A 23669-nucleotide genomic window follows, 5' to 3' on the forward strand; every position below is an offset into this window, starting at 1 on the left:
CATTTGGGTTATCGTGTGGCAGTCGTCGGGGCGACCGGAAACGTCGGGCGCGAGATGATGCAGGTGCTCGCCGAGCGCGAATTCCCCGTCGACGAGGTCGCGGCGGTGGCCTCGAGCCGCAGCCACAACCTCGAAGTCGAGTATGGCGACACCGGCAAGATGCTGAAATGCAAGAACATCGAGCATTTCGACTGGGCCGGCTGGGACATCGCGCTGTTCGCCGCGGGAAGCGGTCCGGCGAAGGAATATGCACCGAAGGCGGCGGCCGCGGGCTGCGTGGTGATCGACAATTCCTCGCTCTACCGCATGGACCCCGATGTCCCGCTGATCGTCCCCGAGGTGAACCCCGAGGCGATCCACGGCTATTCCAAGCGCAACATCATCGCCAATCCCAATTGCTCGACCGCGCAGCTGGTGGTGGCGCTCAAGCCGCTCCACGATGTCGCGCGGATCAAGCGCGTGGTGGTGGCGACCTATCAGTCGGTTTCGGGCGCGGGCAAGGAAGGCATGGACGAGCTGTTCCAGCAGAGCCGTGCGATCTTCGTCGGCGATCCGGTGGAGTCGGTGAAGTTCACCAAGCAGATCGCCTTCAACGTCATCCCGCATATCGACAGCTTCCTCGACGATGGTTCGACCAAGGAAGAATGGAAGATGGTGGTCGAGACCAAGAAGATCCTCGACCCGAAGATCAAGCTCACCGCGACCTGCGTGCGGGTGCCGGTCTTCGTCGGCCATTCGGAATCGGTGAACATCGAGTTCGAGCGGGAAATGACCGCCGAACAGGCGCAGGATATCCTGCGCGAGGCGCCCGGGATCATGCTGATCGACAAGCGCGAGGACGGCGGATACGTCACCCCCGTGGAGGCCGCCGGCGACAGCGCGACCTATATCAGCCGGGTGCGCGAGGACCCAACGGTCGAGTTCGGGATCAACCTGTGGTGCGTCTCGGACAATCTGCGTAAGGGTGCGGCTTTGAACGCGGTGCAGATCGCTGAACTGCTTGGGCGCGAGTGTCTCAAGAAGGGGTAGGGGCAGGATGAGCATGCGTTGGACGATGATCGGCGCCGCGGCGCTGGCGCTTGCTGCCTGCAGCGGGAGCGAGGAGACCGCCGAAAGCTCCGAACTTGCGCTGCAGGAAACGCCCAATTTGCCTGCGGACCCGGCCGGCGTCGTCCGGCTGCGCGGCGACGGGCTCGAGGTCACTGGGCCGCTCGGCACCATGCTGTCGTTCGGCAGTCCGCGCGAAACGGTCGAGGCGGAACTGGTCAAGGCGCTGGGCGAAGCGCGCGATGCCGGGACCAACGCCGAATGCGGTGCGGGGCCCGTGGCCTTCACCGAATATCCCGGCGGGCTCACGCTCAATTTCCAGGAGGGCGCGCTGGCCGGCTGGTCGCTGGGCGACGGCGACGGGCAGAGTGCGGATATCGCCACCGCGGAGGGGATCGATCTCGCCAGCAGCGAGGCCGAACTGGCCACCGCCTACGAGGTCGAGATGATCGCCGACAGCACGCTGGGCGAGGAGTTCACCACCCCCGCGGGCATCTTCGGTTTCCTGACGGACGAGGGAGCGCAAAAAGAGGTCGAATCGCTCCACGCGGGGACGAATTGCTTCTTCCGCTGACTTGCGCGAGAACGGCGAGATGACTCTCACCGCCGATCTCTATTTCAGCTTCCGCTCGCCCTACAGCTATCTCGCGGTGGGCCGCTATCGCGCCCTGACCGAGGCCTACGACCTCGAGATCGCGCTGCGCCCGGTCTGGCCGCTGGCCATCCGGCAGCCTGATTTCTTCGAGCGCAACCATCCCAACTGGCTGGGCTACACGATGCGCGACATGATGCGCGTGGCGCAGTTCCAGGACATCCCCTTCGGCCCGCCGCGCCCCGATCCGATCGTCCAGGACACCGCCACCAGGAAAATCGCTGAAGACCAGCCGCATATCCGCCGGATCACCCGGCTTGGGCAAGCTGCGGCGCGGCGCGGCAAGGGCCTCGCCTTCGCGCACGAGGCGGGACGGCTGATCTGGGGCGGGGCGGAAGGCTGGAACGAGGGCGATCACCTGGCCCGAGCCGCAACCCGGGCCGGTCTCGACCTCGCCGAGCTCGACTGTGAGGCGCAGCGCAATCCCGAGGCGCTCGATGCCGAGATCGCGGCCAACCAGACCGCGCTTGAGGCCGCGGGCCATTGGGGCGTGCCGACGCTGGTATTCGACGGCGAACCCTTCTTCGGCCAGGACCGCATCGAGATGGTCCGCTGGCGGATGGGGCAGCGGGGGCTGACAGAGCGATGAGCCTGCCCGAGGGCGAACTCGCCGGCGGGTGCAATTGCAGGGCGGTGCGTTACCGTCTCGCCCCGGGCATGCGGCTGCCGCCCTATGCCTGCCAGTGCACCGATTGCCAAACCCGCACCGGAAGCGCTTTCAGCGAGCATATGCTGTTCGCCGAGCAGGACATCACGCTCGAAGGGCCGGTGAAGGCGGGCACCATGGTCCAGCCCAGCGGCGCAGTCTCGACCATCCATGGTTGCGAGAAATGTCTGGCGCGGATCTACGCGACCAACGATCGCAATCCGGGTTTCGGATCGCTGCGCTGCGGCACGCTCGATGATAGTGCGAAGCTCGAAATCAAGGCGCATTTCTGGGTCGCCAGCAAGCAGCCGTGGATCATCCTGTCACCGGAAGCAAAGGCTCACCAGACCCAGCCCGACACGAGCCAGGGCTGGGTCGCTTTCCTCACAGGGCCGGAATGATGCAACCGACCACCAAACATTTCCTCAGCTTTGATGGCACGGAGCTCGCGCTGCACCGCGTGGGCGCGGGGCGGCCGGTGGTGCTGCTCCACGGATTGTTCTCCAGCGCGCAGATGAACTGGATCAAATGGGGGCACGACCGCGCCATCGCGGAGCTGGGCTACGAGGTGCTGATGCTCGACTTTCGCGTCCACGGCGAGAGCGCCGCGCCGCGCGAGCCCGAAGCCTATCCCCCCAATGTGCTGGTGCGCGATGTCGCGGCGCTGGTCGCGCATCTGGGGCTGGAGCACTACGATCTGGGCGGTTTCTCGCTCGGCGCGCGGACCTCGCTCCACGGGGTCGCGACCGGGGCGCTTGCGCCGCAGCGGCTGATCGTCGGCGGGATGGGGACCGCGGGGCTGGGCGAGTGGCAGAAGCGCGCGGCGCATTTCAGGCGCGTGATCGACGAGTTCGAAGCGATTCCGCGCGGCGATCCTGCGTATTTCTCGGTGCAGTTCCTCAAGTCTCAGGGCGTCGACCGGGTCGCGGCGCGGCTGCTGCTCGACACCATGCCCGATCTCGATCTGGCCACGCTGGCCAATGTCGCCATGCCCACGCTGGTGGTCTGCGGCGACGAGGACCGCGACAATGGCTCGGCCGAGGAATTGGCGGCGCTGCTGCCCGATGCGGCCTATGTCGAGGTTCCGGGCACCCATATGGGCAGCGTGACCAAACCCGATCTGGGGCGGGCGATGGCCGAATGGCTCGGACCGGCCGAGAGCACGGCGGCGCTTGTGAGCATCGCTCCCCGCGGGTAGGCTGCGCTCCAATCGCAGACCGACGCGGCAGTGTGCCGAATCAGGGGAGCATCACGACCGTGCGTATCATTCCGACCCTCGCTTTCGCCTGGGCCCCCGCCGTGCTGGGCCTCGCCGCCTGCGCGCCCGTGGCCGCCGATGCCCCGACCGCTTCGAATGCGGCAGCGCGAAGCGGCACTCTGTTCGTCGCCAACAAGTTCGGCAACACGCTGACCAAGATCGATCTCGCGACCGGCGAGACGGTGCGCGAGGTCCCGAGCTGCACCACTCCGCACGAGTTGGCGACCTCGCCCGGCGGCGCGCATGTCGCGCTCGCCTGCTACGGTGGCACCAGCGTGGATATCTTCCGCACCAGCGACCTCGCCCGCGTTAGGAGCGTCGAGCTGGGCGCCAACGCGCGCCCGCATGGCATCGTCTGGCATGCCAATGGCGCGCTCTACGCCACCGCCGAGGGCCGCAAATCGGTGTTCTGGATCCGCGACCCGCTCGGCAAGGCCGAGACCTTCGAATACGGCACCGGGCAGGAAGGCAGTCATATGCTCGCCATCTCCCCCGATGCGCGCCACGCCTGGACCGTGGACATGGGTTCCGGGACGGTGACGCTGGTCGATCTGCTCACCCGCCGCGCGCCGCTCTCGGTCGCGGTCGGGGTCGAACCCGAGGGAATCGCGCTCGCGCCCGACGGCGAGACGCTGTGGGTCAGCGCGCGTGGTTCGGACAAGGCCTTCGCGCTCGATCCGATGAACCTGGAAATCCGCAGCGAGCTCGTCACCGGCGCCTTCCCGCTGCGGCTGGCGATCAGGCCGCAGGGCGATGTCGCGGTCACCTCGGATCTCGCCGATGGCGGGCTGACGGTGATCGATCTGGAAAGCGCGCAGCCGATCCGCTCGATCGCGGTGAGCGGTCCGGAGGGCGCGCAGGAGCGGATGCAGGTCACGGTGATCTGGTCGCAGGACGGGGAACGGATCTACGTCGCCGAGACCGGCGACGACACCATCGCCGAGGTCGATTACGCAAGCGGGCGCGTCCTGCGGCGGCTCGAGGCCGGCCACGGCGGCGACGGGCTCGCGATCCTTCCATGAGCGATTCCGGCGCAACCAGGCCGCGCAAGCCCCTCCCGGTGGTCGGCTGGCGCGAGCTGGTCGCGCTGCCCGAGCTCGGGCTGACCGCGATCCCCGCCAAGATCGACACCGGCGCGCGCACCTCCTCGCTCCACGGCACGATCATCGAGCGCTTCGAGCGCGACGGCGAGGCCTATGTCCGCTTCGCGGTCGATTTCGAGCGCCAGCATGTCCGGCAGGTCTGCGAGGCGGTCCATGTCGACTGGCGCGGGATCACCAGTTCCAATGGCGAGACCCAGCGGCGGATGATCATCAAGACCCCGATCCGGATCGGCGATGTCGAATTCCGCGCCGAGATCAGCCTCGCCGACCGCTCGGACATGAAATTCCCTATGTTGATCGGGCGCTCCGCACTACGGCGCCATTTCCTCGTCGATTCGGGCCATTCCTGGCTGCAGACCCATGGTCGCGATGTCGTCGTCGGCCACAAACCCTGAGGTTCTCCCGATGAAAATTGCCATGCTCGCACGCAATGCGAACCTCTATTCGCACAAGCGACTCAAGCAGGCGGCGGAGGAGCGCGGCCACCAACTCGACATCCTCAACACGCTGCGCTGCACCGTGCATATCGCCAGCCACCGGCCCGAGGTGTTCTACAATGGCGAGCCGGCCGAAAGCTACGACGCGGTGATCCCGCGCATCGGTGCCTCGATCACCCAATACGGGCTCTCGATTCTGCGCCAGTTCGAGATGCGCGGCACCTGGTCGCTCAACGAAAGCGTCGCGATCGGCCGCAGTCGGGACAAGCTGCGCAGCATGCAGATCCTCGCCAAGCATGGGCTCGGCCTGCCGCTGACCGCCTACGCCAACGATCCCAAGCAGGCCGAGGAGATCATCAAGGCGGTCAAGGGGCCGCCGGTGGTGATCAAGCTGCTCGAGGGGACGCAGGGGATCGGCGTGGTGCTGGCCGAGACCATGTCCTCGGCCAAATCGGTGATCGAGGCCTTCCGCGGCGCCAATGTGAACATATTGGTGCAGGAATTCATCAAGGAAGCCGGCGGCACCGACATCCGTGCACTGGTGGTGGGCGGCAAGGTGGTCGCCTCGATGAAGCGCACCGGCGCGCCCGACGATTTCCGCAGCAATCTCCACCGCGGCGGCAGCGCGCAGCTGATCAAGATCACTCCCGCCGAACGTTCGACCGCGGTCAGCGCGGCGCGGCGCATGGGGCTCAACGTCTGCGGCGTCGACATGCTGCGCTCGAACCACGGCCCGGTGATCATGGAGGTCAATTCCTCCCCCGGGCTTGAAGGCATCGAGAAGGCGACCGAGAAGGATATCGCCGGGCAGATCATCGATTTCATGGTCTCGCATGCCCAGGCGGGGAAGACGAAGACCAAAGGGATGGGGTAAGGTCCGAAAGGGAGGGATGCTCGTGGTAGGAATGAGATTGCTTGGCCTTGCGCTGGCGCTGGGAGTCGCAGCGCCGCTGGCGGCGCAAACCGAGATGGCTCGTCCGCTGGTCACCGCCAACGAGACGATTCTGCGGGTGCAGGGCGTGGGCCGGATTGCCGCCGCGCCCGAGGTGATGACAATCACCGTGGGCGTCGTCACCACCGGCGAGAGCGCCGCTGCCGCGCTCGATGCCAACAACCGCAAGCTCGCTCCGGTGATCGCGGTACTGCGCGAGGCGGGGATCCCGCCCGAGCAGATCCAGACCTCCGGGCTGTCGGTCGATCCGCAATTTGCCGACACCCGAAACGCTACGGTCGATCGCATCCTCGGCTTTCGCGCGAGCAGCGCGGTGACGGTGGAGAGCCGCGATCTGGCCAGCGCCGGCGATCTGATCAGCGCGCTGTTCGATGCCGGGGCCAATTCGATCAGTGGCCCGGAGTTCGCGGTCGCCGAAGAGAATATCGAACGCCTGACGCGCAGCGCCGAGGCGGAAGCGCTGCGCGAGGCACGCGCCCAGGCGGACGCGACGGCGAGCGCTTTGGGGATGAGAGTCGCCAGGGTGCTGCTGGTTTCTGACAGCCAGGTCCAGATGAGCAAGGGGAACGGCGCTATCGTGGTGACCGGCTCGCGGATCGCGCGCACGCCGATCGAGCCCGGCGAGATCACCGTCGAGGCGCGCTACAATTTGGAGTTTGCTCTAGAGCCGCTGCCAGCACGCTGATCCTCCGAACCGGAGCTTGTTCGCCTTGCCGCGTATGAGACGCGTGGCAGTTTCCGCTTTTGGCGGAACGAGGGTGCAATGGGCGATTTTTCGGTCGAATTCAAAAAGCAGATTTCCGCGGCAATGCTGGCGGACCTGGCCGGTTCCGTGCCGCTGTCGGTGACGGGGCAGAAGGGCAAGACCTATGCTTTCGAAGCGGATTTCGGGACCGACAAGGCAGCGATCAAGGGCCTGCGTCAGGCGATCGAGCAGGTGACTGGCAAGGACAGCATCGAGACGCTCGAGGCGCAGGACGAATGAGGCGCTGCAGGGCTCGGTCGCGCGCCCGCGCTCAGCGGAAGGGCGGCTCGTTGAAGGCGCGCAGCTTGCGGCTGTGGAGCCGCGGGCCTTCCTCGCGCAGCCGGCGGCAGGCGGTCACCCCGATCTGGAGATGCGCGGCGATCGCCTCTTCGTAGAATTTGTTCGCCTGTCCGGGCAGCTTGATCTCGCCGTGGAGCGGCTTGTCGCTGACGCAGAGCAGCGTCCCGTAGGGCACGCGGAAGCGGTAACCCTGCGCGGCGATGGTGGCGCTCTCCATGTCGATCCCGACCGCGCGGCTGAGCGACAGCCGCCGCGCCGAGCTGGTGTAGCGCAGCTCCCAATTGCGGTCGTCGGTGGTGACCACGGTTCCGGTGCGCATGCGCCGCTTGAGGTCCGAACCGTGCTCGCCCGAGACTTCCTCCGCGGCGCCGGCCAGCGCCTGCTGGACCTCGGCGATGGCGGGGAGCGGGATTTCGGGCGGCAGCACCGGGTCGAGCACGTGATCGTCGCGCAGATAGGCGTGGGCGAGGACGTAGTCGCCGATCTTCTGGCTGGGGCGCAGACCGCCGCAATGGCCGATCATCAGCCATGCCTCGGGGCGCAGCACCGCGAGGTGGTCGCAGATCGTCTTGGCGTTGGAGGGCCCGACCCCGATGTTAACCAGCGTCACCCCGCCGCGGCCCTCGCCGACCAGGTGATAGGCGGGCATCTGGTGGCGCCGCCAGGCGGTGTCGGACAATTGCGCGCTGGCATTGGCGGTCTGCTCGGACAGCCTCAGCCCGCCGGCGCCCGCGAGTTCTGTGTAGCCGTCCTTGCCTAGCTGCGCGCCCGCCCAGTCGACGAATTCATCGACATAGCGGTGGTAGTTGGTGAACAGGATGAAGCGCTGGAAATCCTCGGGCCGGGTGCCGGTGTAATGCGCCAGCCGGGCAAGGCTGAAATCGGTCCGCAGCCCGTCGAACAGCGACAGCGGGATCGGATCGTCCGGGTTTTCCAGCTCGATCCCGTCGGCGAGTTCGTCGCCGATATCGGCGAGATCGGTGGAAGGGAAATAGCGCGCGACTTCGTTGGGATCGACGCCCGCCAGCTCCGCGCCCGCCTGGCCGTCGAGGACATAAGGGAAGGGCATTTCCTGCTGCGAGGAGCCGACCTCCACCTCGACCTCGTAGTTCGACGAGATCAGATGGAGCTGCTCGGCAAGATAGTCGCGGAACAGTGCGGGGCGGGTGACGGTGGTGGTGTAGAGCCCGGGCGCGTTGAGCCGCCCGAAGGCGCGGCTGCGGTCCGCCGGCTGGTCGCCGCCGCGAAAGCGCAGGCGCAGTTCGGGATAGGTGTAGGAGCCGTCCTTGCGCCGCTCGGGTGCGGGCAGGGTGCGGTCGCGCCCGAAGGCCATGACATCGCCGCGCAGCCGCTCCACTGCCGCATCATAGACGGACTGCAGCTTGTCGAGGATCTGGTCGATCGATTCCATAGGTGGCCCCTTTGCCCGGCTTTCGTACTGTCGGCGTCACCGCTAGCCGATCGCGCGTCTTACAAAAAGGGCGCGGAGACCGAAGCCGCCGCGCCCTTTTGTTGTCGAGAAAGTGCGATCAGCTGTTGTCGGCGTCCGGATCGGTCGCTTCGATCAGCGCTTCGCGCCGGCTCATGCCGTCTTCTGTGCTGACGCCGTCTTCGAGCATGTCGGACGGAATTTCGCCCGGCTCGAGATTGGGATCGGTGCGGTTGGCATCGGCCATCTTCTCGATCTCGGCCTGGTCGTCTTCGAATGCCTGCGCGAGGACGTCGATGCCCTGGCTCTGCAAATCGGCCTCGTCCTGCGAACGCGCGACATTGGCCTTGACCGTGATGTGGACCTCGGGGTGGAGGGCCACGGTCACGTCATGCATGCCGAGCACCTTGATGGGGCTGCCGAGGATGACCTGCTTCTTGTCGACTTCGTGCCCCTGGGCTTCGAGCCCGCTGACGATGTCGCGCACATTGACCGAGCCATAGAGCTGGCCGGCGTTCGAAGAAGCGCGGATCAGCACGACTTCGGCACCGGCGATCTTCTCGCCAGCGGCCTGGGCCTCGGTCCGGCGATCGGCGTTCTCGGTTTCGAGACGCTCGCGATTGGCTTCGAAGACCTTCTTGTTCGCGCCATTGGCGCGCAGGGCCTTCTTCTGCGGGAGCAGGAAGTTGCGCGCGAAGCCGTCCTTGACGGTGACGACATCGCCAATCCCGCCGAGGTTGCCGATGCGTTCGAGGAGTATGATATCCATGTCTGTTCTCCTCAGCGCACGATGTAGGGCAGCAGGCCGATCTGGCGGGCGCGCTTGATCGCCTTGGCCAGCTCGCGCTGCTTCTTGCCGCTAACGGCGGTGATACGGCTGGGGACGATCTTGCCACGCTCGGACATGAAGCCCTGCAGCAGACGCACATCCTTGTAGTCGATCGCGGGAGCGCCCTTGCCCGAGAATGGGCAGGACTTGCGGCGGCGGAAAAACGGACGGGCCATCAGTTGCGCTCCTCACGGTCGCTGCGACGCTTCTTGTCGCGCTCGTTCTTGCGCATCATGACGCTGGGGCCTTCCTCGTGCTCGTCGACGCGGATGGTGAGATAGCGGATGATGTCTTCGTTGATGCGCGTCTGGCGCTCGAGCTCGTGCACGACGGCGCCGGGGCCCTCGATGTTGAGCATGACGAAATGCGCCTTGCGGTTGCGATCGATCTTGTAGGCGAGATTCTTGAGGCCCCAGGTCTCGGTCTTGGTGACCCGGCCTTCATTCTTCTCGACGATTTCGGTTGCATTGGCGGCCAGCTGGTCGACCTGACTCTGGGAGAGGTCCTGACGCGCCAAGAATACATGCTCATACAGAGCCATGCCTTGGTCCTTTCACTAATGCCGATCGCTGGCTTGTCCGCAGCGGTTCCGCGGGGCCCCTCCGGCTTTCTTCGAATCCCTGCTCACGCGGGGAAGCGGGGCACATAGCGCGATGCCTGCGGAAAGCAAGGCTTGTCGCGGCATCGCAGGCAGGGCAGGGGCCGCGGATAGAACGCAACAAAGGATTCCGGATGCCCGCTGGATTGGTCGCCCTGCTCGACGACGTTTCGATAATCGCCCGCGCGGCGGCCGCATCGATCGACGATATCGGTGTCGCGGCGGGCAAGGCAGGAACCAAGACCGCGGGTGTGGTGATCGACGATGCCGCGGTGACCCCCTCCTATGTGACCGGTTTCAAGCCGGCACGCGAATTGCCGATCATCTGGCAGATCACCAAGGGCAGCCTCAAGAACAAGCTGCTGATCCTGTTGCCCGGCGCACTGCTTCTGAGCTTCTTCCTGCCATCGGCGATCATCTTCATCCTGCTCGCCGGCGGCGCCTATCTCTCCTACGAGGGCGCGGAAAAGGTGATGGAGAAGCTGGGCGGCGCCAAGCATGGCAAAACGCTCGAGGACCCGATCGAGGATCCCGTCGCCTTCGAGAAGAAGCGCGTCGCCGGTGCGATTCGAACCGATCTCATCCTTTCCGCGGAAATCATGGCGATCACGCTCAACGAAGTCGCCGCCGAGGATTTCGTCACCCGCGCCGGGGTGCTCGCGGTCGTCGGGGTCGCAGTTACGGTGTTCGTCTACGGAGCGGTGGCGCTGCTGGTGAAGGTGGACGATCTCGGTCTGCACCTGACCGAAAAGCCTTCGGAAGCCGCGCAGCGCTTCGGCCGGTTCCTGCTGAAAGCGATGCCGGTGCTGCTCGCCGGCCTGTCCCTCATCGGGACGGTCGCGATGCTCTGGGTCGGCGGCGGCATCATTCTTCACGGCATGCACGAGCTTGGTCTGCACAGCCTTTCCGACTGGGCGCATGACGCAGAAGTGGCGGTCGAGGCCGCCACGGGCAGCCTGGCCGGAATTCTGGGATGGGCGACCTACGCCGCGCTGTCCGCACTGGTCGGGCTGGCGCTGGGCATGATTATCGCGCTGGTGCTGCACAAGGTGCTCAAGGTCGGAAACGAAGAGGGCGCTCACTAGTTCGACCGCGCAGGAGTAAGGAATTGCGGAAACCGCTGGCCATCCAGTTTCCCGATTTGATACATCTGCGACAGGAGGGGAAACGCCTGGCTGCAAGACTGCCGGGCACGGTTCTCGAATAGGAGGGGAGAGCCGTGGGGCTTTATCGGGTTATGGCATTGATTGCGTGCGCGTTCGGCCTGGTGTGGGGCGGGCCGCTGGCCGCGCAGATTCTGCCGCTCAAATCGCTGACCTGCACCGCCGGCGCCGAATCCGCCCGTGGCGCTTTCGATCTCCCGCGCGGGCAGCTGCAATGCAGCGGCAGCCGCTTCGGTCATCGCGACCGCTTCGTCCGGACTTCGGTAGAGGTTCCCCGCCGGCTCCTGCCCGGCAGCAACGGTCTGGTATGGCAGACCGAAGCCTCGGACTTCACCTCCATGTTGGTTCGATTCACCTATGCGGATGGTACGCAGCGGCTGATCGACGTCGATCGCCAGATGGCCGCGCGCAACTGGTTTGCAGGCAACCGCTTCAACGTGCCGATCCCCGACGAGGCCGCTCGGCTGATCGCGGTGGATACGGTGGTGGAGCGGCCCTATTCGGCGGCGACCACGGCCAAGGCGCGCATCCTCACGCAGGCCCGCAGCGCCGAAAAACATTATCTGCGTTCGCTGGCCTATGTGCTGGTGATTGGTCTGCTGATCCTGCCGCTGATCTACGACCTGCTGTTCTACCGCATCCTGCGCCAGCCTTTCGTGCTGTGGCATCTTGGCATGGTGGGGGCGATGACTTTCTACACGCTGCTTCAATCGGGGCTGATCTTCGAGTTCCTCCCCGATCTCGAACTGGGCCTGCGCTGGCGGGCGACTGCGCTTGCTTTCGTGCTTGCGCTGTCGAGCGCGGTGATGGTGGTGCGCGGGTTGATCGAGGACCGGCTGCTGAGCCGGGGCTTGAACGCGGCGCTCATCGCCGCAGCGCTGATTCCTATTCTGGTCAAGATCGTCGCGCTGATCGGCGGCGAGGCTCTGCGCATCACGGTCAACGCCTGGTTGATGGCCAGTCTCGTCCCCAGCGCGCTGATGGTGCTGATTGCGGTGGCGGTGGCGCTCGCGCGCGGCAGCCGCGGCGCGCGCTGGGCGGCGCTCGGGCTCTCGGTGTTGATGGCGGTCGGATTGCTGCGCCTGCTTGTAGGCTTGGGCCTGATGGAGTTCGGCTTCGCGCTCGAGGACGGCGTTTTCGTGGCGATGGTCGTGCTTGCCATCTTGACTTCGCTCGGGGTCGGCGATCGCTTTCTGGCGCTGCGCGACGACCGCGACCAGGCCCGCAATCAGGCGGTCCGGCTTGGGCAAATGGCCAACACCGACGGGCTCACCGGTCTCGCCAATCGCCGTGCCTTCGACATGGTGGCGCGGTTGAGCCCCGGGGAAGGGCTGCTGCTGGCCGACATCGATCGTTTCAAGGCAGTGGACGACAAACACGGCCATCAGATCGGCGACGCAGTGCTTTGCCGCGTCGCTGCGATCCTGCGCGACGCGCTCGGCGATCGCCCCGGAGCCAGGGTCTATCGTCTGGGCGGAGAGGAATTCGCGGTGGTCGCCCGCACGGCGGACGGGCCAGAACTGATGCAACTGGCCGAGAAACTGCGGCAGACCGTCACCCGGATCGATGGTTCGCAGTCTCCGGTCGATCTACCCTTGGTGACGGTCAGCATCGGAGCCGTGCTTGGACATGGGCAATTGATGCATCAGGCCTTTGCCGATGCCGATGCCGCGCTCTACCGGGCGAAGGACAGCGGGCGCGATTGCAGCGTGCTGTACAATGCCGGTACGGCCAAAAGCACGGCTGGACGGTTTCACGACACGTTGAACCCGGCCTAGCGGGCGGGGCTCAGGCCAACCGCTGGTAGAGTTCGCGTGCGAACCCCGAGAGCGTATCGTCGCGTGCGCCCATGACCACGATCCGGTCGCCCGGCCGCGCGATTTGCGCCAACCGGTCGCCGACATCGGCGCGCTGCGGGATGTGCTCCGCTGCGCCGCCCGCCTGCTCGATCAGCCGGACGATCCGCTCGCTGCCCTCGCTGCGATCGACCGTGCCGCCGAAATAGACCGGATCGCTCAGGATCACGCGATCTTCTCCGTCGAGCAGGTTCGCGAATGTTTCGGCCAGTTCGTCGCCCATCTGTCGCAGCGGTCCGTAGCCATGCGGCTGGAAGAAGGCGAGTATGCGCCCCTGGTGGGCCTTCAGCGTGCGCAGAGTCGCCGCGCATTTTTCCGGATTGTGGCCGAAATCGTCGATCACGGTGATGCCGTTTGCCGACACGCCGATCAGTTCGAAGCGGCGCGACAGACCGTCGAAGCCGGCCAGCGCTTCTACCGCCGCTGCGACCGGAACTCCCGCCGCCGCAGCCGCCGCGACCGCTGCGAGCGCGTTGGAGAGATTGTGCCGTCCCGGCAGGCCCAGCCGCAGCGCATGCTCGCCCCCGTCGTGACGATCCACCACCAGCGCGGCCTGGCGCATCGGCCCCTCGGCGATCGAGCCGGGCACCACGCCGATTTGCGCCTTCGCCTGATCGATCCCGAAGGTAATCGCCTCGCGCGCATGCGGCAGCAGCGCGAGCGCTTCGGCATCGTCGGCGTTGACCACCGCGATCCGGCTGCGCGCCAGATAGTCGCCGAACAGCTGGCGCAATTCCTCCATGCTCTTGTGATCGAGGCTGACGTTGAGCAGTACGCCAACCGCGGGGCGGTAAAGCGCGATTGAGCCGTCGCTTTCGTCGACCTCGCTGACATAGAGGCTTTGCCCGCCCACCACCGCGCTGGCGAAGGGGCGCTCGGGCGAGACGAAATTGGTCATCACCGCGCCGTTCATGATGGTCGGCTCGCGGCCCGTCGCGTGGAGAATCCAGCCCAGCATCCCGGTGACGGTGGACTTGCCGCTGGTCCCCGCGACCGCCAGCCCCGCGCCGCTGGTGTTGAACAGGATCGAATTGAGCTCGGCGCGGGTGAGGCGCAGGCACTCGAAATCCTTCGCGCGGGCGATCTCGGGCACCGTGTCTTCCACGGCGGCGGAGGCGACAACGATCTGGTCGCGCGAGACGATTCCGCTGCCGTCCTGCGGGTGGAGCGTGAAGCCCTGTCGCTCCAGAGCGGCGAATTTTTCGGGCGAATGGCCCTGGTCGAAACTGCGGTCCGATCCAGCAACAATGGCGCCACGCCCGCGCAGGATTTGCGCCAGCGGCAGCATCCCCGATCCGCCGATGCCGACGAAGAAAAAGGGGCGGGTCAGCAGTTCGTCGGGGGTAGGAAAGTCGTTCATTCCGCGATCCGCTATTGGGTTGTGCCGGCAATGACAAGCGGTGACAAGCGCGCTAGAGCGGTGCGCGATGAGACGCATCGCCATCTGCGCCCCCGCCACCCCGATCAAGCGCAAGCTCGCCCAGCTGGTCACGGCGCTGGCGGCGGAGGGCTACCCGCAGCTCCAACTGAGCTTCCATGAGCAATGCTTCGCCACCGAGGGGCACTTCGCCGGATCGGATGCGGTGCGGCTGGCTGCGCTGCTCGAATGCGCCAACGATCCCGGCTTCGACGCAGTGTGGTTCGCCAAGGGGGGCTACGGCTCGAACCGGATCGCCCGGGACGCGCTGGCGGGCATGAACGAGCACGCGGCGGCCAAGAGTTATCTGGGCTATTCGGATTGCGGCACGTTGCTGGGTGCGCTTTATCGCGCTGGGATCGGGCGGCCGGTGCACGCGCCCATGCCGGTCGATTGCAAGCGCGAGGGCGGTGAAGCCGCCGTTCGGCGTGCGCTCGATTGGCTGGCGGGCGATCCTTCCGGAAAAGAAGAGAGCATCGGCAACGAGCCGGTGGTTGCCTTCAACCTGATGACGCTGGCCATGCTGGTCGGCACCGAGTTCATGCCGCCGCTGGCGGGCCATGTGGTGATGATCGAGGAAGTCGCCGAGCATCTCTATGCGATCGACCGGATGATGTTCCATGTGACCCAGCACCTTCACGACATCGCGGGCATCCGGCTGGGCGAGGTTTCCAAGGTGCCCGAGAACGATCGCCCCTTCGGCGCCGATGTGGTGGCAATCGTCGAGGACTGGTGCAGCCGCTCGGGCATTCCCTATCTCGGCCGCGCGCAGATCGGGCATAGCGCGGACAACCGGATTGTCCCCTTCGGCCTTGTCGAACCGGCGGGCGCCGCATAGGGGCCTTGCCCCCAGAGGAGCACTCCCAGAGGAGAACCGGCATGAGAGCATTCATTTTTCCCGGCCAGGGGAGCCAGAAGATCGGCATGGGCGTCGATCTGGCCGAGGCCAGTCCGCATGCGCGCGAGGTCTTCGAGGAGGTCGACGACGCGCTGGCGCAGAAGCTCTCCGCGATCATGCGCGAAGGCCTCGAAGACCAGCTGACGCTGACCGCCAACGCCCAGCCCGCGATCATGGCTAATGCCATCGCCACCTTGCGGGTGCTTGAGCGCGAATTCGGGGTCGAGCTGGCCGAGAAGGCCGCCTGCGTCGCGGGCCATTCGCTGGGCGAATACACCGCGCTGTGCGCGATCAACGCCTTCACGCTGGGCGACACCGCGCGTCTGCTCAAGCTGCGCGGTCAGGCGATGCAGGAGGCGGTGCCGGTGGGCATCGGTGCGATGGCCGCATTGCTCGGCGCCGATATCGACAAGGCCACCGCGCTCGCCGAAGCTGCAGCCATCACCCCTACAAACAGTCGCGAAGTCTGCGAGATCGCCAATGACAACGACCCCACGCAGGTTGTCATCTCGGGCCACGCCGAGGCGATCGAGCGCGCGATCGCGCTGGCCAAGGACCACGGCATCAAGCGCGGGATCAAGCTGCCGGTTTCGGCACCGTTCCACTGCTCGCTGATGCAGCCCGCGGCCGAGCGGATGGCGCAGGCGCTCGAGCGCACCCCGCCGCAGGGTTTCGCGTTGCCCCTCTACGCCAACGTCACCGCCACGCGGGTGACCGACCCGCGGGAGGAACGCGATTTGCTCGTGCAACAGGTCACCGGCCGCGTCCGCTGGCGCGAAAGCGTGCTTGCCATGCACGCCGACGGGGTGGAATATTTCGTCGAACTGGGCGGCAAGGTGCTCGGCCCGATGGTTGGGCGGATCGCCCCCGAGGCGCGGGTCACCAGCCTAGTGACGATGGCCGACCTCGAAGCTTTTGCAAAGGAGTGCTCGTGATGTTCAGTCTCGAAGGAAAAACCGCCCTCGTCACCGGTGCCAGCGGCGGGATCGGCTCGTCGATCGCCTATGCACTGGCGCGGCAGGGGGCGCGGCTGGCGCTGTCGGGCTCCAACGGCAGCAAGCTGCGCACATTTCGCGAGCAGTTGATCGAGGAGGTCGGCGGCGATCATGTCGAGATCACCTGCAACCTCGCGGACACCACGCAGGTCGAGGAACTGGTCCCCGCCACCATCGACACGCTCGGCAAGATCGACATTCTGGTCAACAACGCCGGGATCACCCGCGACAATCTGGCGCTGCGGATGAAGGACGAGGAGTGGGACGAGGTCATCAAGATCAACCTCGAAGCCTCCTTCCGGCTGATGCGCGCCGCCGCGCGGCCGATGATGAAGGCGCGCCACGGCCGGATCGTCTCGATCACCAGCGTGGTCGGCACCACCGGCAATCCCGGCCAGATGAACTACGCCGCCGCCAAGGCCGGGCTGACGGGCATGTCCAAGAGCCTGGCGCAGGAACTCGCCAGCCGCGGGGTGACCGTCAATTGCGTCGCGCCGGGCTTCATCCGCACCGCGATGACCGGCGAACTGCCCGAAGCGCAGAAGGAGGCGCTCAACGCGCGGATCCCGATGGGCCGGATGGGCGAGGGCGAGGATATCGGCGCGGCGGTGGCCTATCTCGCCAGCGACGAGGCGAGCTACGTCACCGGGCAGACGCTGCATGTGAACGGCGGGATGGCGATGCTGGGCTGAGTGCTCGGGCCCGCGGGGCTGGTTTCACTCGCTTTATCCCCAAGCAATACCGCGCATTAGCGGTTGAACCTTGCCCGGTCTGGCAGCCCCGCTAAGGTCGCGCTGACATATTCCGGCGCTGGTGGGGCGATTCCGGCCTGTCCTGCGCCCTTCAGAGGGACGATAGTCGATACCATGAAGGCCACCATCGAACGCGCGACGCTGCTGCGCTGCCTCTCCCACGTCCAGTCGGTCGTGGAACGACGCAATACGATCCCGATCCTCTCGAACGTGCTCATCGAAGCGGGCAGCGACAGCTCGCTCAAGGTCATGGCGACCGATCTCGACCTGCAGGTGGTCGAGCATATGGCCGCCGCCAGCGTCGACGATCCCGGCGCGATCACCGTCTCGGCGCATCTGCTGTTCGACATCGCCCGCAAGCTGCCCGAAGGCAGTCAGGTCAGCCTCGAAACCGCGGAAAACCGGATGGAGGTCAAGGCCGGGCGCAGCCGCTTCAAGCTGCCGACGCTCCCGCGCGACGATTTCCCGATGATCGTCGAAGGCGACCTTCCGACCAGCTTCGCGCTCCCCGCCAAGGTGCTGGCCGAAATGATCGACCGCACCCGCTTCGCGATCTCGACCGAGGAAACGCGCTACTACCTCAACGGTATCTTCCTGCACGTCTCGGACGAGGACCAGCCGGTGCTCAAGGCCGCCGCCACCGACGGCCACCGCCTCGCGCGCTTCACCCTGCCGCGCCCCGAGGGCGCCGAGGGCATGCCCGATGTGATCGTCCCGCGCAAAGCCGTCGCCGAACTGCGCAAGCTGCTCGAGGAAGCGATGGATAGCGACGTCCAGATCGACCTTTCGGCGAGCAAGATCCGCTTCACCTTCGGCGGCACCGGCGGGGTGGTGCTGACCAGCAAGCTGATCGACGGCACCTTCCCCGATTACAGCCGGGTGATCCCGACCGGCAACGACAAGCTGCTCAGGGTCGATCCGCGCAGCTTCTTCCAGGGCGTCGACCGCGTCGCGACCATCGCCACCGAGAAGACCCGTGCGGTCAAGATGGGGCTCGAGAAGGACAAGGTGACGCTCACCGTCACCAGCCCCGACAACGGCACCGCGGCCGAGGAACTGTCGGCGGAATATTCCTCCGAGCCGTTCGAGATCGGCTTCAACGCCGGCTATCTGAAGGATATCCTCAGCCAGATCGACAGCGATACGGTCGAACTCCATCTCGCCGATGCCGGCGCGCCGACGCTGATCCGCAAGAGCGAAGACGCGCCCGCGCTTTACGTGCTGATGCCGATGCGGGTGTGATCCCCGACCCGGCGAAGCAGCGCTTCGCCGGGTTTTCCCATCGGAACTGCTAGCCGATAGCCACCGAGATCTTGCCGAAGTGGCGGTTGGCTTCCTGATGGTGGAAGGCGTCGGCAAGGTCATCGAGCGCGAAGGTGTCGCTGATGACGGGGCGGATGCCATTGGCTTCGATCGCGGCGATCAGATCGAGCTGCATTGCCCGGCTGCCCACCGTGAGCCCCTGAACCTTCAGGTTTTTCGAGAACAGCAGCGCGGTCTGGACCGGGCCGGCCATCCCGGCCAGCACCCCGAGCAGCGCGACATGGCCGCCGACCCTGGTGGCCAGCATCGACTGGTCGAGCGTGCCCGCGCCGCCGATCTCGACGACGCAGTCGACGCCGCGCCCGCCGGTCAGTTCCAGTGCCTTGGGGCCCCAGGCCTCGACCTCTTTGTAATTGATCAGATGATCGGCGCCGAGTTCTTTCACCCGCTCGAGCTTTTCGTCGGAGGAACTGGTGGCAATCACCGTCGCGCCCGCCGCCTTGGCCAGCTGCAGCGCGAAGATCGAGACCCCGCCGGTGCCCTGCACCAGCACGGTGTCGCCCGGCTTGAGCGAATAGTCGACAAACAGCGCGCGCCAGGCGGTCACGCCCGCGCAGGTCAGCGTCGCAGCCTCGGCATGCGAGAAGCCGGCCGGGGCGCGGGTGAAGGACGCGGCCGACGCGGTCACGCTCTCGCGCGCATAGCCATCGATCCCGTCGCCCGGAACGCCGGTAAAGGCGGACCTGAGCGGCGCGCCGTCGAGCCATTCGGGGAAGAAGGTGCTGACCACGGCATCGCCGACCGAAAACTCGGTCACGCCGTCGCCCACCGCGGTGACCTCGCCTGCACCGTCGGACATGGGGATGCGGCCCTGCGGGGACGGGATCATGCCCCTGACCACCGCATAATCGTGGTAATTCAGCGAGCTGGCTTTCAAGTCTACCGTGATTTCGCCGGGGCCGGGGGCCCTTGCCTCGGCGATATCGACATATTCTAGCGCTTCGAGCGTGGAGGGCGTCGCGCCGGTGCGGATGGCCTTCATTCGGCGGCCTCCGCCAGTTCGACCCGCTGCGGACCGCGGATCAGCCCGCCGGGCGTGGCGCCGGTCCATGCGCCCTCGCGGAAGGTGACTGCGCCGTTCTTGATGGTGGCGACATAACCGTCGGCCTTCTGGAGCAGCCGCTTGCCGCCCGCGGGCAGGTCGAAGGCGAGCCAGGGTTTACCCAGCTTCAAGCGCTCGAAATCAATGATGTTGAGATCCGCGAGATAGCCGGGCGCGATGATGCCGCGATCCTCGAGCCCGTAAAGCCGCGCAGTGTCGGCGCATTGGCGCTTGATGGCGTTCTCCAGTCCGATCGTCCCGCGCGCCCGGTCGCGGACCCAGTGCTGGAGCATGAAGGTCGGCGAGGCGGCGTCGCAGATCGTCCCGCAATGCGCACCGCCGTCGGAGAGCGAATTGACCGTGTCGGAATCCTGCTGGAGCGTCTCGAGGAAGTCGAGATTGCCATCGGCGTAATTGAGGATCGGCAGATAGATGAAGCCCTTGCCCTCGTCGCTGCACAGCAGATCGTAGGCGTATTCCTCACCCGATTTACCGGCGGCTTCCGCGCGCGCCGCGATGCTTTCGTCGGGCTGGGGTTCGTAATCGAAATCCGGATCCATCTGATACTGCATCGCCCAGCCGCCGCAGACCACCATCACCAACGGCAGAATGTCCTGATTGACCTGCGAGAGGTCGTTCTGCTCGGACAGCATCTGCGCCTTGAATTCGAGGTCGAGCAGCTTCGCGCGCTGCTCCTCCCAGGGGAGGGCCTCGATCGCCTGGAAGCTGGGGCGGAAGCGGAACGGGTGGACCGTGCCCTGCCACGCCATCACGATGCCGTTGCCGCGCAGTGCGATCTGCGCGACGATATTGGCGCCATTGTCGTTCTCGGCGCGCATCGCGGCGATCTGCTCGTCGAGCGGCATTTCCTTGGCGATCGATTGCAGCGCGGCGAAGGTGACGGGGAGGCCGGTTTCGCGGCTCATCTTGCCCATCCAGCCGAATTCGTCCCACTCGCGCTTCATGTCGCTGGCCATTTCGAACACGCCGTGCCCGGCGCGGCCCATCGCGCGCCCGATTTCGATCAGTTCCTCTGCGGTGGCGGTGGTGCCGGGCACGACCTCGCCATCGATATCGCGGTGGATCACGGTGCGACTGGTCGAAAAGCCCAGCGCCCCGGCGCGCACGCCTTCCTCGACGATCTGCGCCATCCGCGCGATGTCGTCGGCGGTGGGGACCGCGCCGGGCCGCTCGCGCTCGCCCAGCACATAGGCGCGCACCGCGCCATGCGGGACATGGGTTGCGACATCGACCGTGCGCGGCAGTTCCTCGAGCGCGTCGAGATATTCGGGGAAGCTTTCCCACTTCCAGGTCATGCCTTCGGCCAGCGCGGTGCCGGGGATATCCTCGACCCCTTCCATCAGACCGATCAGCCATTCGTGCTGGTCGCGCCGCGCGGGCGCGAAGCCGACCCCGCAATTGCCCATCACCACGGTGGTGACCCCGTGCCAGCTCGAGGGTGCCATTTCCTGGTCCCAGGTCGCCTGGCCGTCGTAATGCGTGTGGATGTCGACGAAGCCCGGGGTGACCAGATGGCCGCTTGCGTCGATTTCCTCGGCGGCGTCGCCGGTCACCGTGCCGACCTGCGCGATCAGGCCGTCCCTGATGGCGATGTCTCCGGTAAAGCTCTTGTCCCCGGTGCCATCGACGATGGTGCCGTTGCGAATTATCAGGTCGAATGCGGGCATATTGTGCTCCTCTCTCCGCGGAGGAAGGTTCCACATTGCAACCGATGAGTCCAGACGCTTGTCGCCGGCGCTAGGTCAGGCCGTGCTGCTCCCGCGCTCGGGCATCCGGACGAACAGCAGCATGGTCAGCCCGATCAGGAACAGGATCGAGATCGAGGCCATGCCGATCCGCTGGTCGGTGAACCACAGCGTGAAATACTGGACCAGCAGCGGCCCCATCCACACGGTGATCGTCCCGGCGATGGCGTAGAGCCCGAAGAACTCGCCGCTGCGCCCGGGCGGAGCCAGCGTGACCAGCATCGAGCGGCTCGAGGAGAGGCTCGCGGTGGCGGCCACCGCGACCACGCTGATGAGCGAGAGATAGACGATATCGGACAAGGTCTGGAATGCCAGCCCGTCCCAGACGGTATAGTTCTCGATCAGCCCGAAGCCGAGGCTGTCGCGGGTGATGCTGAGTTGCGCGCTGAGGGCCAGCATCATCGCGGCGATCTCGACCACCAGCGCGCGCTTGACCCCGATGCGCGTGTCGAGCCAGCCGCCGAAGAGGCCGCCGCAGAAGGCGCAGGCCGAGGCGAAGATCGCGTAGCAGAGCATCTCGAGGAAGCCCCAGCCCAGGAACAGCGCGACATAGACCGCGCCCAGCGCCAGCAGCGCCGCCATCGCATCGGCATAGAACATGCGGGCGACCAGGAATTTCATCAGCTCGCGGTATTTGGCCGCCTCGCGCAGGGTTCGCAGCACGCTTCGGGCGCCGTCGACCAGCGCCTTGCGCCAGCTCGCACCGGGCACGCCGGGGTCTTTGGCGTGACGGAAGAAGTAGATCGAGAACACAGCCAGCCACACGCCGCAGATCGGGCCGGCGAGCCGCATGTGCTCGAATGCGCCGATATCGATCCCGAACAGCGGCGCGGCGAAGGGCCAGCCGGTCAGCGCGGGAAGGACGAACAGCACCACCAGCGCGATGAAGATCAGCGTCGCCGCCAGATTGCCGAGCCCGAGGCCGAGCCCCGAGATCATCGACAGGCGGTCGGGTCGCCCCGCGACGCTGAGCATCGCGTTGTGCGTGACCTCCGAATAGGTGAAGGCGACATAGGCGATCACCAGCAGCGCCATGATCGCCGGGATCGGCAGGCCCTGGCCGCCCGGCATGGCGAACCACAGCAGGCTCGAGCTTATCGCGATCGTGGTGAGCGCGACCGCGAGGACGGGCTTGAGCCGCCCGCCGCGGTCGAGCGCGGCGCCGAGGAAGGGGGCGGTGAGCGCGGCGATCATGCCCGCCCATTTGGTGACCGAGGCGATCGTCGCCTGCCCCTGCGCATTGGCGGTGGCGAGCGCGGTCTCGGGATCGAGATCGTCGAGCACCCCGCTCGCGAGCAGGTCCGCGCCGATGATGTCGCGCGCGAAATAGGGCGCGAAGACATAGATGACGATCAGGATGTAATAGGGATTGCGCGCCCATTCGAACACCGCCCAGGCGAAGCCGGGCCGGTCGAGCGCGCCGCCTTCGCCATGGGCGGCGCGGGAGCCTGTCTGGGGAGCGGGAGGGAATTGACTCGAGATCGGCCTGACAAGCGGATCCGGCTGCGCTGACTCCATCGAACTCCCAACGATCTTGGCCGGCGTTGAGCCGCCGTGCCTTGGCTTATGCCGCGCGCTGCCGCTCCGCCTCGGTATCCGGGGCGTCGAGGAACGCGCGCAGACAGGCTACGCTTTCGTCGCCATGCGTCAACAGGAACAGGTGCCCGCCGCCCTCGACGATCTCCAGCCGCGAGTTGCGGATCGCGGCGGCGAGGATCCGGCCATTGATCGGTGCGACGAGATTGTCGTCGGCGCCCATCATGATCAGCACCTCCTTGTCGAGGAGAGGCAGTGCGGGGAGGCTGCTCCAGCCCACCATGGCGAGCAGTTGATAGGCAAAGCCAACCGGGGAGGGCGGGGTGAGCCTGCCGATATGCTCGGCCTTGCTGCCCGGGCGCCTGGCCATATCCCCGTAGAGCGACAGGAACAGCTCGTTCATGAAGTCGGGATCGGCGTAGCGGCCCGGATCGACCATCTTGCTCAGAATGGCAGGGTCGCCCGGCACCATCGGCATACCGGCGGTGGTCGCGACCAGCACGAGGCGGCGCGTGCGCCCGGGGTGCTGGAGCGCAAATTGCTGCGCGATCGCGCCGCCCCAGCTGATCCCCATCACGTCGACCTCATCCAGCCCCAGCCGGTCGAGGACCCGGGTCGCGGTCCAGCTGATGGTGGCGGGGTTGTAGGGTACCGAAGGATCGGGGCTTTCGCCGGTGCCCGGCATGTCGAACATCACGAATCCGCGCTCGGTCAGCCGCTCGGCAAGCGCGGAGACCGCCTCGATATTCGCGCCGATGCCGTTGAAGAACAGGAGCGGCGGGTGATCGGAAGGTTCGCCCAGCCGCCAATGCGCCACGCGCAGGCTACGGCCGCCAGCCTCGACCATCTCGATGGTGGCGGTCATGGGTTTCGTCCGGGATCTGGGCACGCGGGGTTCCTGTCTTGCGGGTTCATGCGGCCCCAT

Annotated in this window: 25 protein-coding genes; 16 read left to right on the forward strand and 9 right to left on the reverse strand. The window is 66.4% G+C overall.

Features of this window, described 5'->3' with window-relative positions:
• The first annotated feature begins 3 nt into the window (after positions 1–3).
• The 10 genes from ACQ5J0_RS11435 to ACQ5J0_RS11480 all read left to right on the forward strand — a co-directional run bounded on the left by ACQ5J0_RS11435 (position 4) and on the right by ACQ5J0_RS11480 (position 7080).
• On the forward strand, positions 4–1029 hold the full coding sequence (locus ACQ5J0_RS11435; protein ID WP_462567612.1) for an aspartate-semialdehyde dehydrogenase: 1026 nt from the start codon (positions 4–6) through the stop codon (positions 1027–1029).
• Between the two features lie 7 nt (positions 1030–1036).
• Entirely contained in the window at positions 1037–1621 is a 585-nt protein-coding gene (locus ACQ5J0_RS11440; protein WP_462567613.1) for an aspartate-semialdehyde dehydrogenase, read from the forward strand.
• A gap of 19 nt (positions 1622–1640) precedes the next feature.
• Positions 1641–2288: a DsbA family protein gene (locus ACQ5J0_RS11445; RefSeq protein WP_462567614.1), complete on the forward strand. Its 648-nt coding sequence runs from the start codon at positions 1641–1643 to the stop codon at positions 2286–2288.
• Positions 2285–2746, forward strand: coding sequence for a GFA family protein (locus ACQ5J0_RS11450; protein WP_462567615.1), 462 nt, complete (start codon positions 2285–2287; stop codon positions 2744–2746). The genes ACQ5J0_RS11445 and ACQ5J0_RS11450 overlap by 4 nt, the downstream gene beginning before the upstream one ends.
• Positions 2743–3543, forward strand: a complete 801-nt coding sequence (locus tag ACQ5J0_RS11455; RefSeq protein WP_462567616.1) for an alpha/beta fold hydrolase — start codon at positions 2743–2745, stop codon at positions 3541–3543. Before ACQ5J0_RS11450 ends, ACQ5J0_RS11455 begins: the two co-directional genes overlap by 4 nt.
• Before the next feature lie 59 nt (positions 3544–3602).
• Complete coding sequence (locus tag ACQ5J0_RS11460; RefSeq protein WP_462567617.1) at positions 3603–4625, forward strand: YncE family protein; 1023 nt, start codon at positions 3603–3605, stop codon at positions 4623–4625.
• On the forward strand, positions 4622–5101 hold the full coding sequence (locus tag ACQ5J0_RS11465; RefSeq protein ID WP_462567619.1) for an ATP-dependent zinc protease family protein: 480 nt from the start codon (positions 4622–4624) through the stop codon (positions 5099–5101). Before ACQ5J0_RS11460 ends, ACQ5J0_RS11465 begins: the two co-directional genes overlap by 4 nt.
• A 10-nt stretch (positions 5102–5111) precedes the next feature.
• A complete protein-coding gene (rimK, locus tag ACQ5J0_RS11470; protein WP_462567620.1) occupies positions 5112–6017 on the forward strand; it encodes a 30S ribosomal protein S6--L-glutamate ligase in 906 nt (301 codons plus the stop codon).
• A gap of 31 nt (positions 6018–6048) precedes the next feature.
• A complete protein-coding gene (locus tag ACQ5J0_RS11475; RefSeq protein WP_462567621.1) occupies positions 6049–6780 on the forward strand; it encodes an SIMPL domain-containing protein in 732 nt (243 codons plus the stop codon).
• 78 nt (positions 6781–6858) lie between these two features.
• Positions 6859–7080 (forward strand): hypothetical protein, encoded by a 222-nt coding sequence (locus ACQ5J0_RS11480; RefSeq protein ID WP_462567622.1) that lies wholly within the window; start codon positions 6859–6861, stop codon positions 7078–7080.
• A gap of 31 nt (positions 7081–7111) precedes the next feature.
• Here the strand turns inward: ACQ5J0_RS11480 and ACQ5J0_RS11485 are convergent, their stop codons facing one another.
• The 4 genes from ACQ5J0_RS11485 to rpsF form a co-directional block, all read right to left on the reverse strand.
• The gene (locus tag ACQ5J0_RS11485; RefSeq protein WP_462567623.1) at positions 7112–8551 is read right to left on the reverse strand and encodes an AMP nucleosidase; all 1440 of its coding nucleotides are present in this window, start codon (positions 8549–8551) and stop codon (positions 7112–7114) included.
• Between the two features lie 118 nt (positions 8552–8669).
• Positions 8670–9338 carry a 50S ribosomal protein L9 gene (rplI, locus tag ACQ5J0_RS11490; RefSeq protein WP_462567624.1) on the reverse strand — a complete coding sequence of 223 codons (669 nt, stop codon included), beginning with the start codon at positions 9336–9338 and terminating at the stop codon, positions 8670–8672.
• Between the two features lie 11 nt (positions 9339–9349).
• Positions 9350–9574: a 30S ribosomal protein S18 gene (rpsR, locus tag ACQ5J0_RS11495; RefSeq protein WP_067612794.1), complete on the reverse strand. Its 225-nt coding sequence runs from the start codon at positions 9572–9574 to the stop codon at positions 9350–9352.
• A complete protein-coding gene (rpsF, locus tag ACQ5J0_RS11500) occupies positions 9574–9939 on the reverse strand; it encodes a 30S ribosomal protein S6 (protein WP_462567625.1) in 366 nt (121 codons plus the stop codon). Before rpsF ends, rpsR begins: the two co-directional genes overlap by 1 nt.
• A 191-nt stretch (positions 9940–10130) precedes the next feature.
• Here rpsF and ACQ5J0_RS11505 point away from each other — a divergent pair, with 191 nt between their 5' ends.
• On the forward strand, positions 10131–11081 hold the full coding sequence (locus ACQ5J0_RS11505) for a DUF808 domain-containing protein (RefSeq protein WP_462567626.1): 951 nt from the start codon (positions 10131–10133) through the stop codon (positions 11079–11081).
• 152 nt (positions 11082–11233) lie between these two features.
• Positions 11234–12937, forward strand: coding sequence for a sensor domain-containing diguanylate cyclase (locus ACQ5J0_RS11510; protein WP_462567627.1), 1704 nt, complete (start codon positions 11234–11236; stop codon positions 12935–12937).
• Between the two features lie 10 nt (positions 12938–12947).
• On the opposite strand, the gene ACQ5J0_RS11515 is transcribed toward ACQ5J0_RS11510, so the two are convergent.
• Complete coding sequence (locus ACQ5J0_RS11515; protein WP_462567628.1) at positions 12948–14375, reverse strand: glutamate ligase domain-containing protein; 1428 nt, start codon at positions 14373–14375, stop codon at positions 12948–12950.
• Positions 14376–14442: 67 nt separating this feature from the next.
• Here ACQ5J0_RS11515 and ACQ5J0_RS11520 point away from each other — a divergent pair, with 67 nt between their 5' ends.
• The 4 genes from ACQ5J0_RS11520 to dnaN all read left to right on the forward strand — a co-directional run bounded on the left by ACQ5J0_RS11520 (position 14443) and on the right by dnaN (position 18319).
• Positions 14443–15270: an LD-carboxypeptidase gene (locus ACQ5J0_RS11520; RefSeq protein WP_462567629.1), complete on the forward strand. Its 828-nt coding sequence runs from the start codon at positions 14443–14445 to the stop codon at positions 15268–15270.
• Positions 15271–15311: 41 nt separating this feature from the next.
• Entirely contained in the window at positions 15312–16265 is a 954-nt protein-coding gene (locus tag ACQ5J0_RS11525) for an ACP S-malonyltransferase (protein WP_462567630.1), read from the forward strand.
• Positions 16265–17017: a 3-oxoacyl-ACP reductase FabG gene (gene fabG, locus ACQ5J0_RS11530; RefSeq protein WP_462567631.1), complete on the forward strand. Its 753-nt coding sequence runs from the start codon at positions 16265–16267 to the stop codon at positions 17015–17017. Before ACQ5J0_RS11525 ends, fabG begins: the two co-directional genes overlap by 1 nt.
• A 174-nt stretch (positions 17018–17191) precedes the next feature.
• The gene (gene dnaN / locus ACQ5J0_RS11535; protein WP_462567632.1) at positions 17192–18319 is read left to right on the forward strand and encodes a DNA polymerase III subunit beta; all 1128 of its coding nucleotides are present in this window, start codon (positions 17192–17194) and stop codon (positions 18317–18319) included.
• Positions 18320–18368: 49 nt separating this feature from the next.
• Here the strand turns inward: dnaN and ACQ5J0_RS11540 are convergent, their stop codons facing one another.
• From ACQ5J0_RS11540 to ACQ5J0_RS11555, 4 genes are all read right to left on the reverse strand, one after another.
• Complete coding sequence (locus ACQ5J0_RS11540; RefSeq protein ID WP_462567633.1) at positions 18369–19382, reverse strand: zinc-dependent alcohol dehydrogenase family protein; 1014 nt, start codon at positions 19380–19382, stop codon at positions 18369–18371.
• Positions 19379–21130, reverse strand: coding sequence for an N-acyl-D-amino-acid deacylase family protein (locus ACQ5J0_RS11545; RefSeq protein ID WP_462567634.1), 1752 nt, complete (start codon positions 21128–21130; stop codon positions 19379–19381). The genes ACQ5J0_RS11540 and ACQ5J0_RS11545 overlap by 4 nt, the downstream gene beginning before the upstream one ends.
• Before the next feature lie 75 nt (positions 21131–21205).
• On the reverse strand, positions 21206–22726 hold the full coding sequence (locus ACQ5J0_RS11550) for an MFS transporter (RefSeq protein WP_462567635.1): 1521 nt from the start codon (positions 22724–22726) through the stop codon (positions 21206–21208).
• A gap of 46 nt (positions 22727–22772) precedes the next feature.
• Positions 22773–23609: an alpha/beta fold hydrolase gene (locus ACQ5J0_RS11555; RefSeq protein WP_462567636.1), complete on the reverse strand. Its 837-nt coding sequence runs from the start codon at positions 23607–23609 to the stop codon at positions 22773–22775.
• Positions 23610–23669 lie beyond the last annotated feature (60 nt).

This window comes from Qipengyuania sp. SM2512 (assembly GCF_054954005.1).

What these genes read in the sequence shown, in the direction of transcription:
- ACQ5J0_RS11480 (WP_462567622.1), top strand. Translation starts at nt 6,859, where the DNA reads ATGGGCGATTTTTCGGTCGAATTCAAAAAGCAGATTTCCGCGGCAATG.
- fabG (WP_462567631.1), top strand. Translation starts at nt 16,265, where the DNA reads ATGTTCAGTCTCGAAGGAAAAACCGCCCTCGTCACCGGTGCCAGCGGC.
- ACQ5J0_RS11485 (WP_462567623.1), bottom strand. Translation starts at nt 8,551, where the DNA reads ATGGAATCGATCGACCAGATCCTCGACAAGCTGCAGTCCGTCTATGAT.
- rpsR (WP_067612794.1), bottom strand. Translation starts at nt 9,574, where the DNA reads ATGGCCCGTCCGTTTTTCCGCCGCCGCAAGTCCTGCCCATTCTCGGGC.
- ACQ5J0_RS11540 (WP_462567633.1), bottom strand. Translation starts at nt 19,382, where the DNA reads ATGAAGGCCATCCGCACCGGCGCGACGCCCTCCACGCTCGAAGCGCTA.
- ACQ5J0_RS11510 (WP_462567627.1), top strand. Translation starts at nt 11,234, where the DNA reads ATGGCATTGATTGCGTGCGCGTTCGGCCTGGTGTGGGGCGGGCCGCTG.
- ACQ5J0_RS11475 (WP_462567621.1), top strand. Translation starts at nt 6,049, where the DNA reads ATGAGATTGCTTGGCCTTGCGCTGGCGCTGGGAGTCGCAGCGCCGCTG.
- ACQ5J0_RS11545 (WP_462567634.1), bottom strand. Translation starts at nt 21,130, where the DNA reads ATGCCCGCATTCGACCTGATAATTCGCAACGGCACCATCGTCGATGGC.
- dnaN (WP_462567632.1), top strand. Translation starts at nt 17,192, where the DNA reads ATGAAGGCCACCATCGAACGCGCGACGCTGCTGCGCTGCCTCTCCCAC.
- ACQ5J0_RS11515 (WP_462567628.1), bottom strand. Translation starts at nt 14,375, where the DNA reads ATGAACGACTTTCCTACCCCCGACGAACTGCTGACCCGCCCCTTTTTC.
- ACQ5J0_RS11465 (WP_462567619.1), top strand. Translation starts at nt 4,622, where the DNA reads ATGAGCGATTCCGGCGCAACCAGGCCGCGCAAGCCCCTCCCGGTGGTC.
- ACQ5J0_RS11525 (WP_462567630.1), top strand. Translation starts at nt 15,312, where the DNA reads ATGAGAGCATTCATTTTTCCCGGCCAGGGGAGCCAGAAGATCGGCATG.
- ACQ5J0_RS11455 (WP_462567616.1), top strand. Translation starts at nt 2,743, where the DNA reads ATGATGCAACCGACCACCAAACATTTCCTCAGCTTTGATGGCACGGAG.
- rpsF (WP_462567625.1), bottom strand. Translation starts at nt 9,939, where the DNA reads ATGGCTCTGTATGAGCATGTATTCTTGGCGCGTCAGGACCTCTCCCAG.
- ACQ5J0_RS11445 (WP_462567614.1), top strand. Translation starts at nt 1,641, where the DNA reads ATGACTCTCACCGCCGATCTCTATTTCAGCTTCCGCTCGCCCTACAGC.
- ACQ5J0_RS11450 (WP_462567615.1), top strand. Translation starts at nt 2,285, where the DNA reads ATGAGCCTGCCCGAGGGCGAACTCGCCGGCGGGTGCAATTGCAGGGCG.
- ACQ5J0_RS11440 (WP_462567613.1), top strand. Translation starts at nt 1,037, where the DNA reads ATGAGCATGCGTTGGACGATGATCGGCGCCGCGGCGCTGGCGCTTGCT.
- ACQ5J0_RS11555 (WP_462567636.1), bottom strand. Translation starts at nt 23,609, where the DNA reads ATGACCGCCACCATCGAGATGGTCGAGGCTGGCGGCCGTAGCCTGCGC.
- ACQ5J0_RS11520 (WP_462567629.1), top strand. Translation starts at nt 14,443, where the DNA reads ATGAGACGCATCGCCATCTGCGCCCCCGCCACCCCGATCAAGCGCAAG.
- ACQ5J0_RS11550 (WP_462567635.1), bottom strand. Translation starts at nt 22,726, where the DNA reads ATGGAGTCAGCGCAGCCGGATCCGCTTGTCAGGCCGATCTCGAGTCAA.
- ACQ5J0_RS11505 (WP_462567626.1), top strand. Translation starts at nt 10,131, where the DNA reads ATGCCCGCTGGATTGGTCGCCCTGCTCGACGACGTTTCGATAATCGCC.
- rimK (WP_462567620.1), top strand. Translation starts at nt 5,112, where the DNA reads ATGAAAATTGCCATGCTCGCACGCAATGCGAACCTCTATTCGCACAAG.
- rplI (WP_462567624.1), bottom strand. Translation starts at nt 9,338, where the DNA reads ATGGATATCATACTCCTCGAACGCATCGGCAACCTCGGCGGGATTGGC.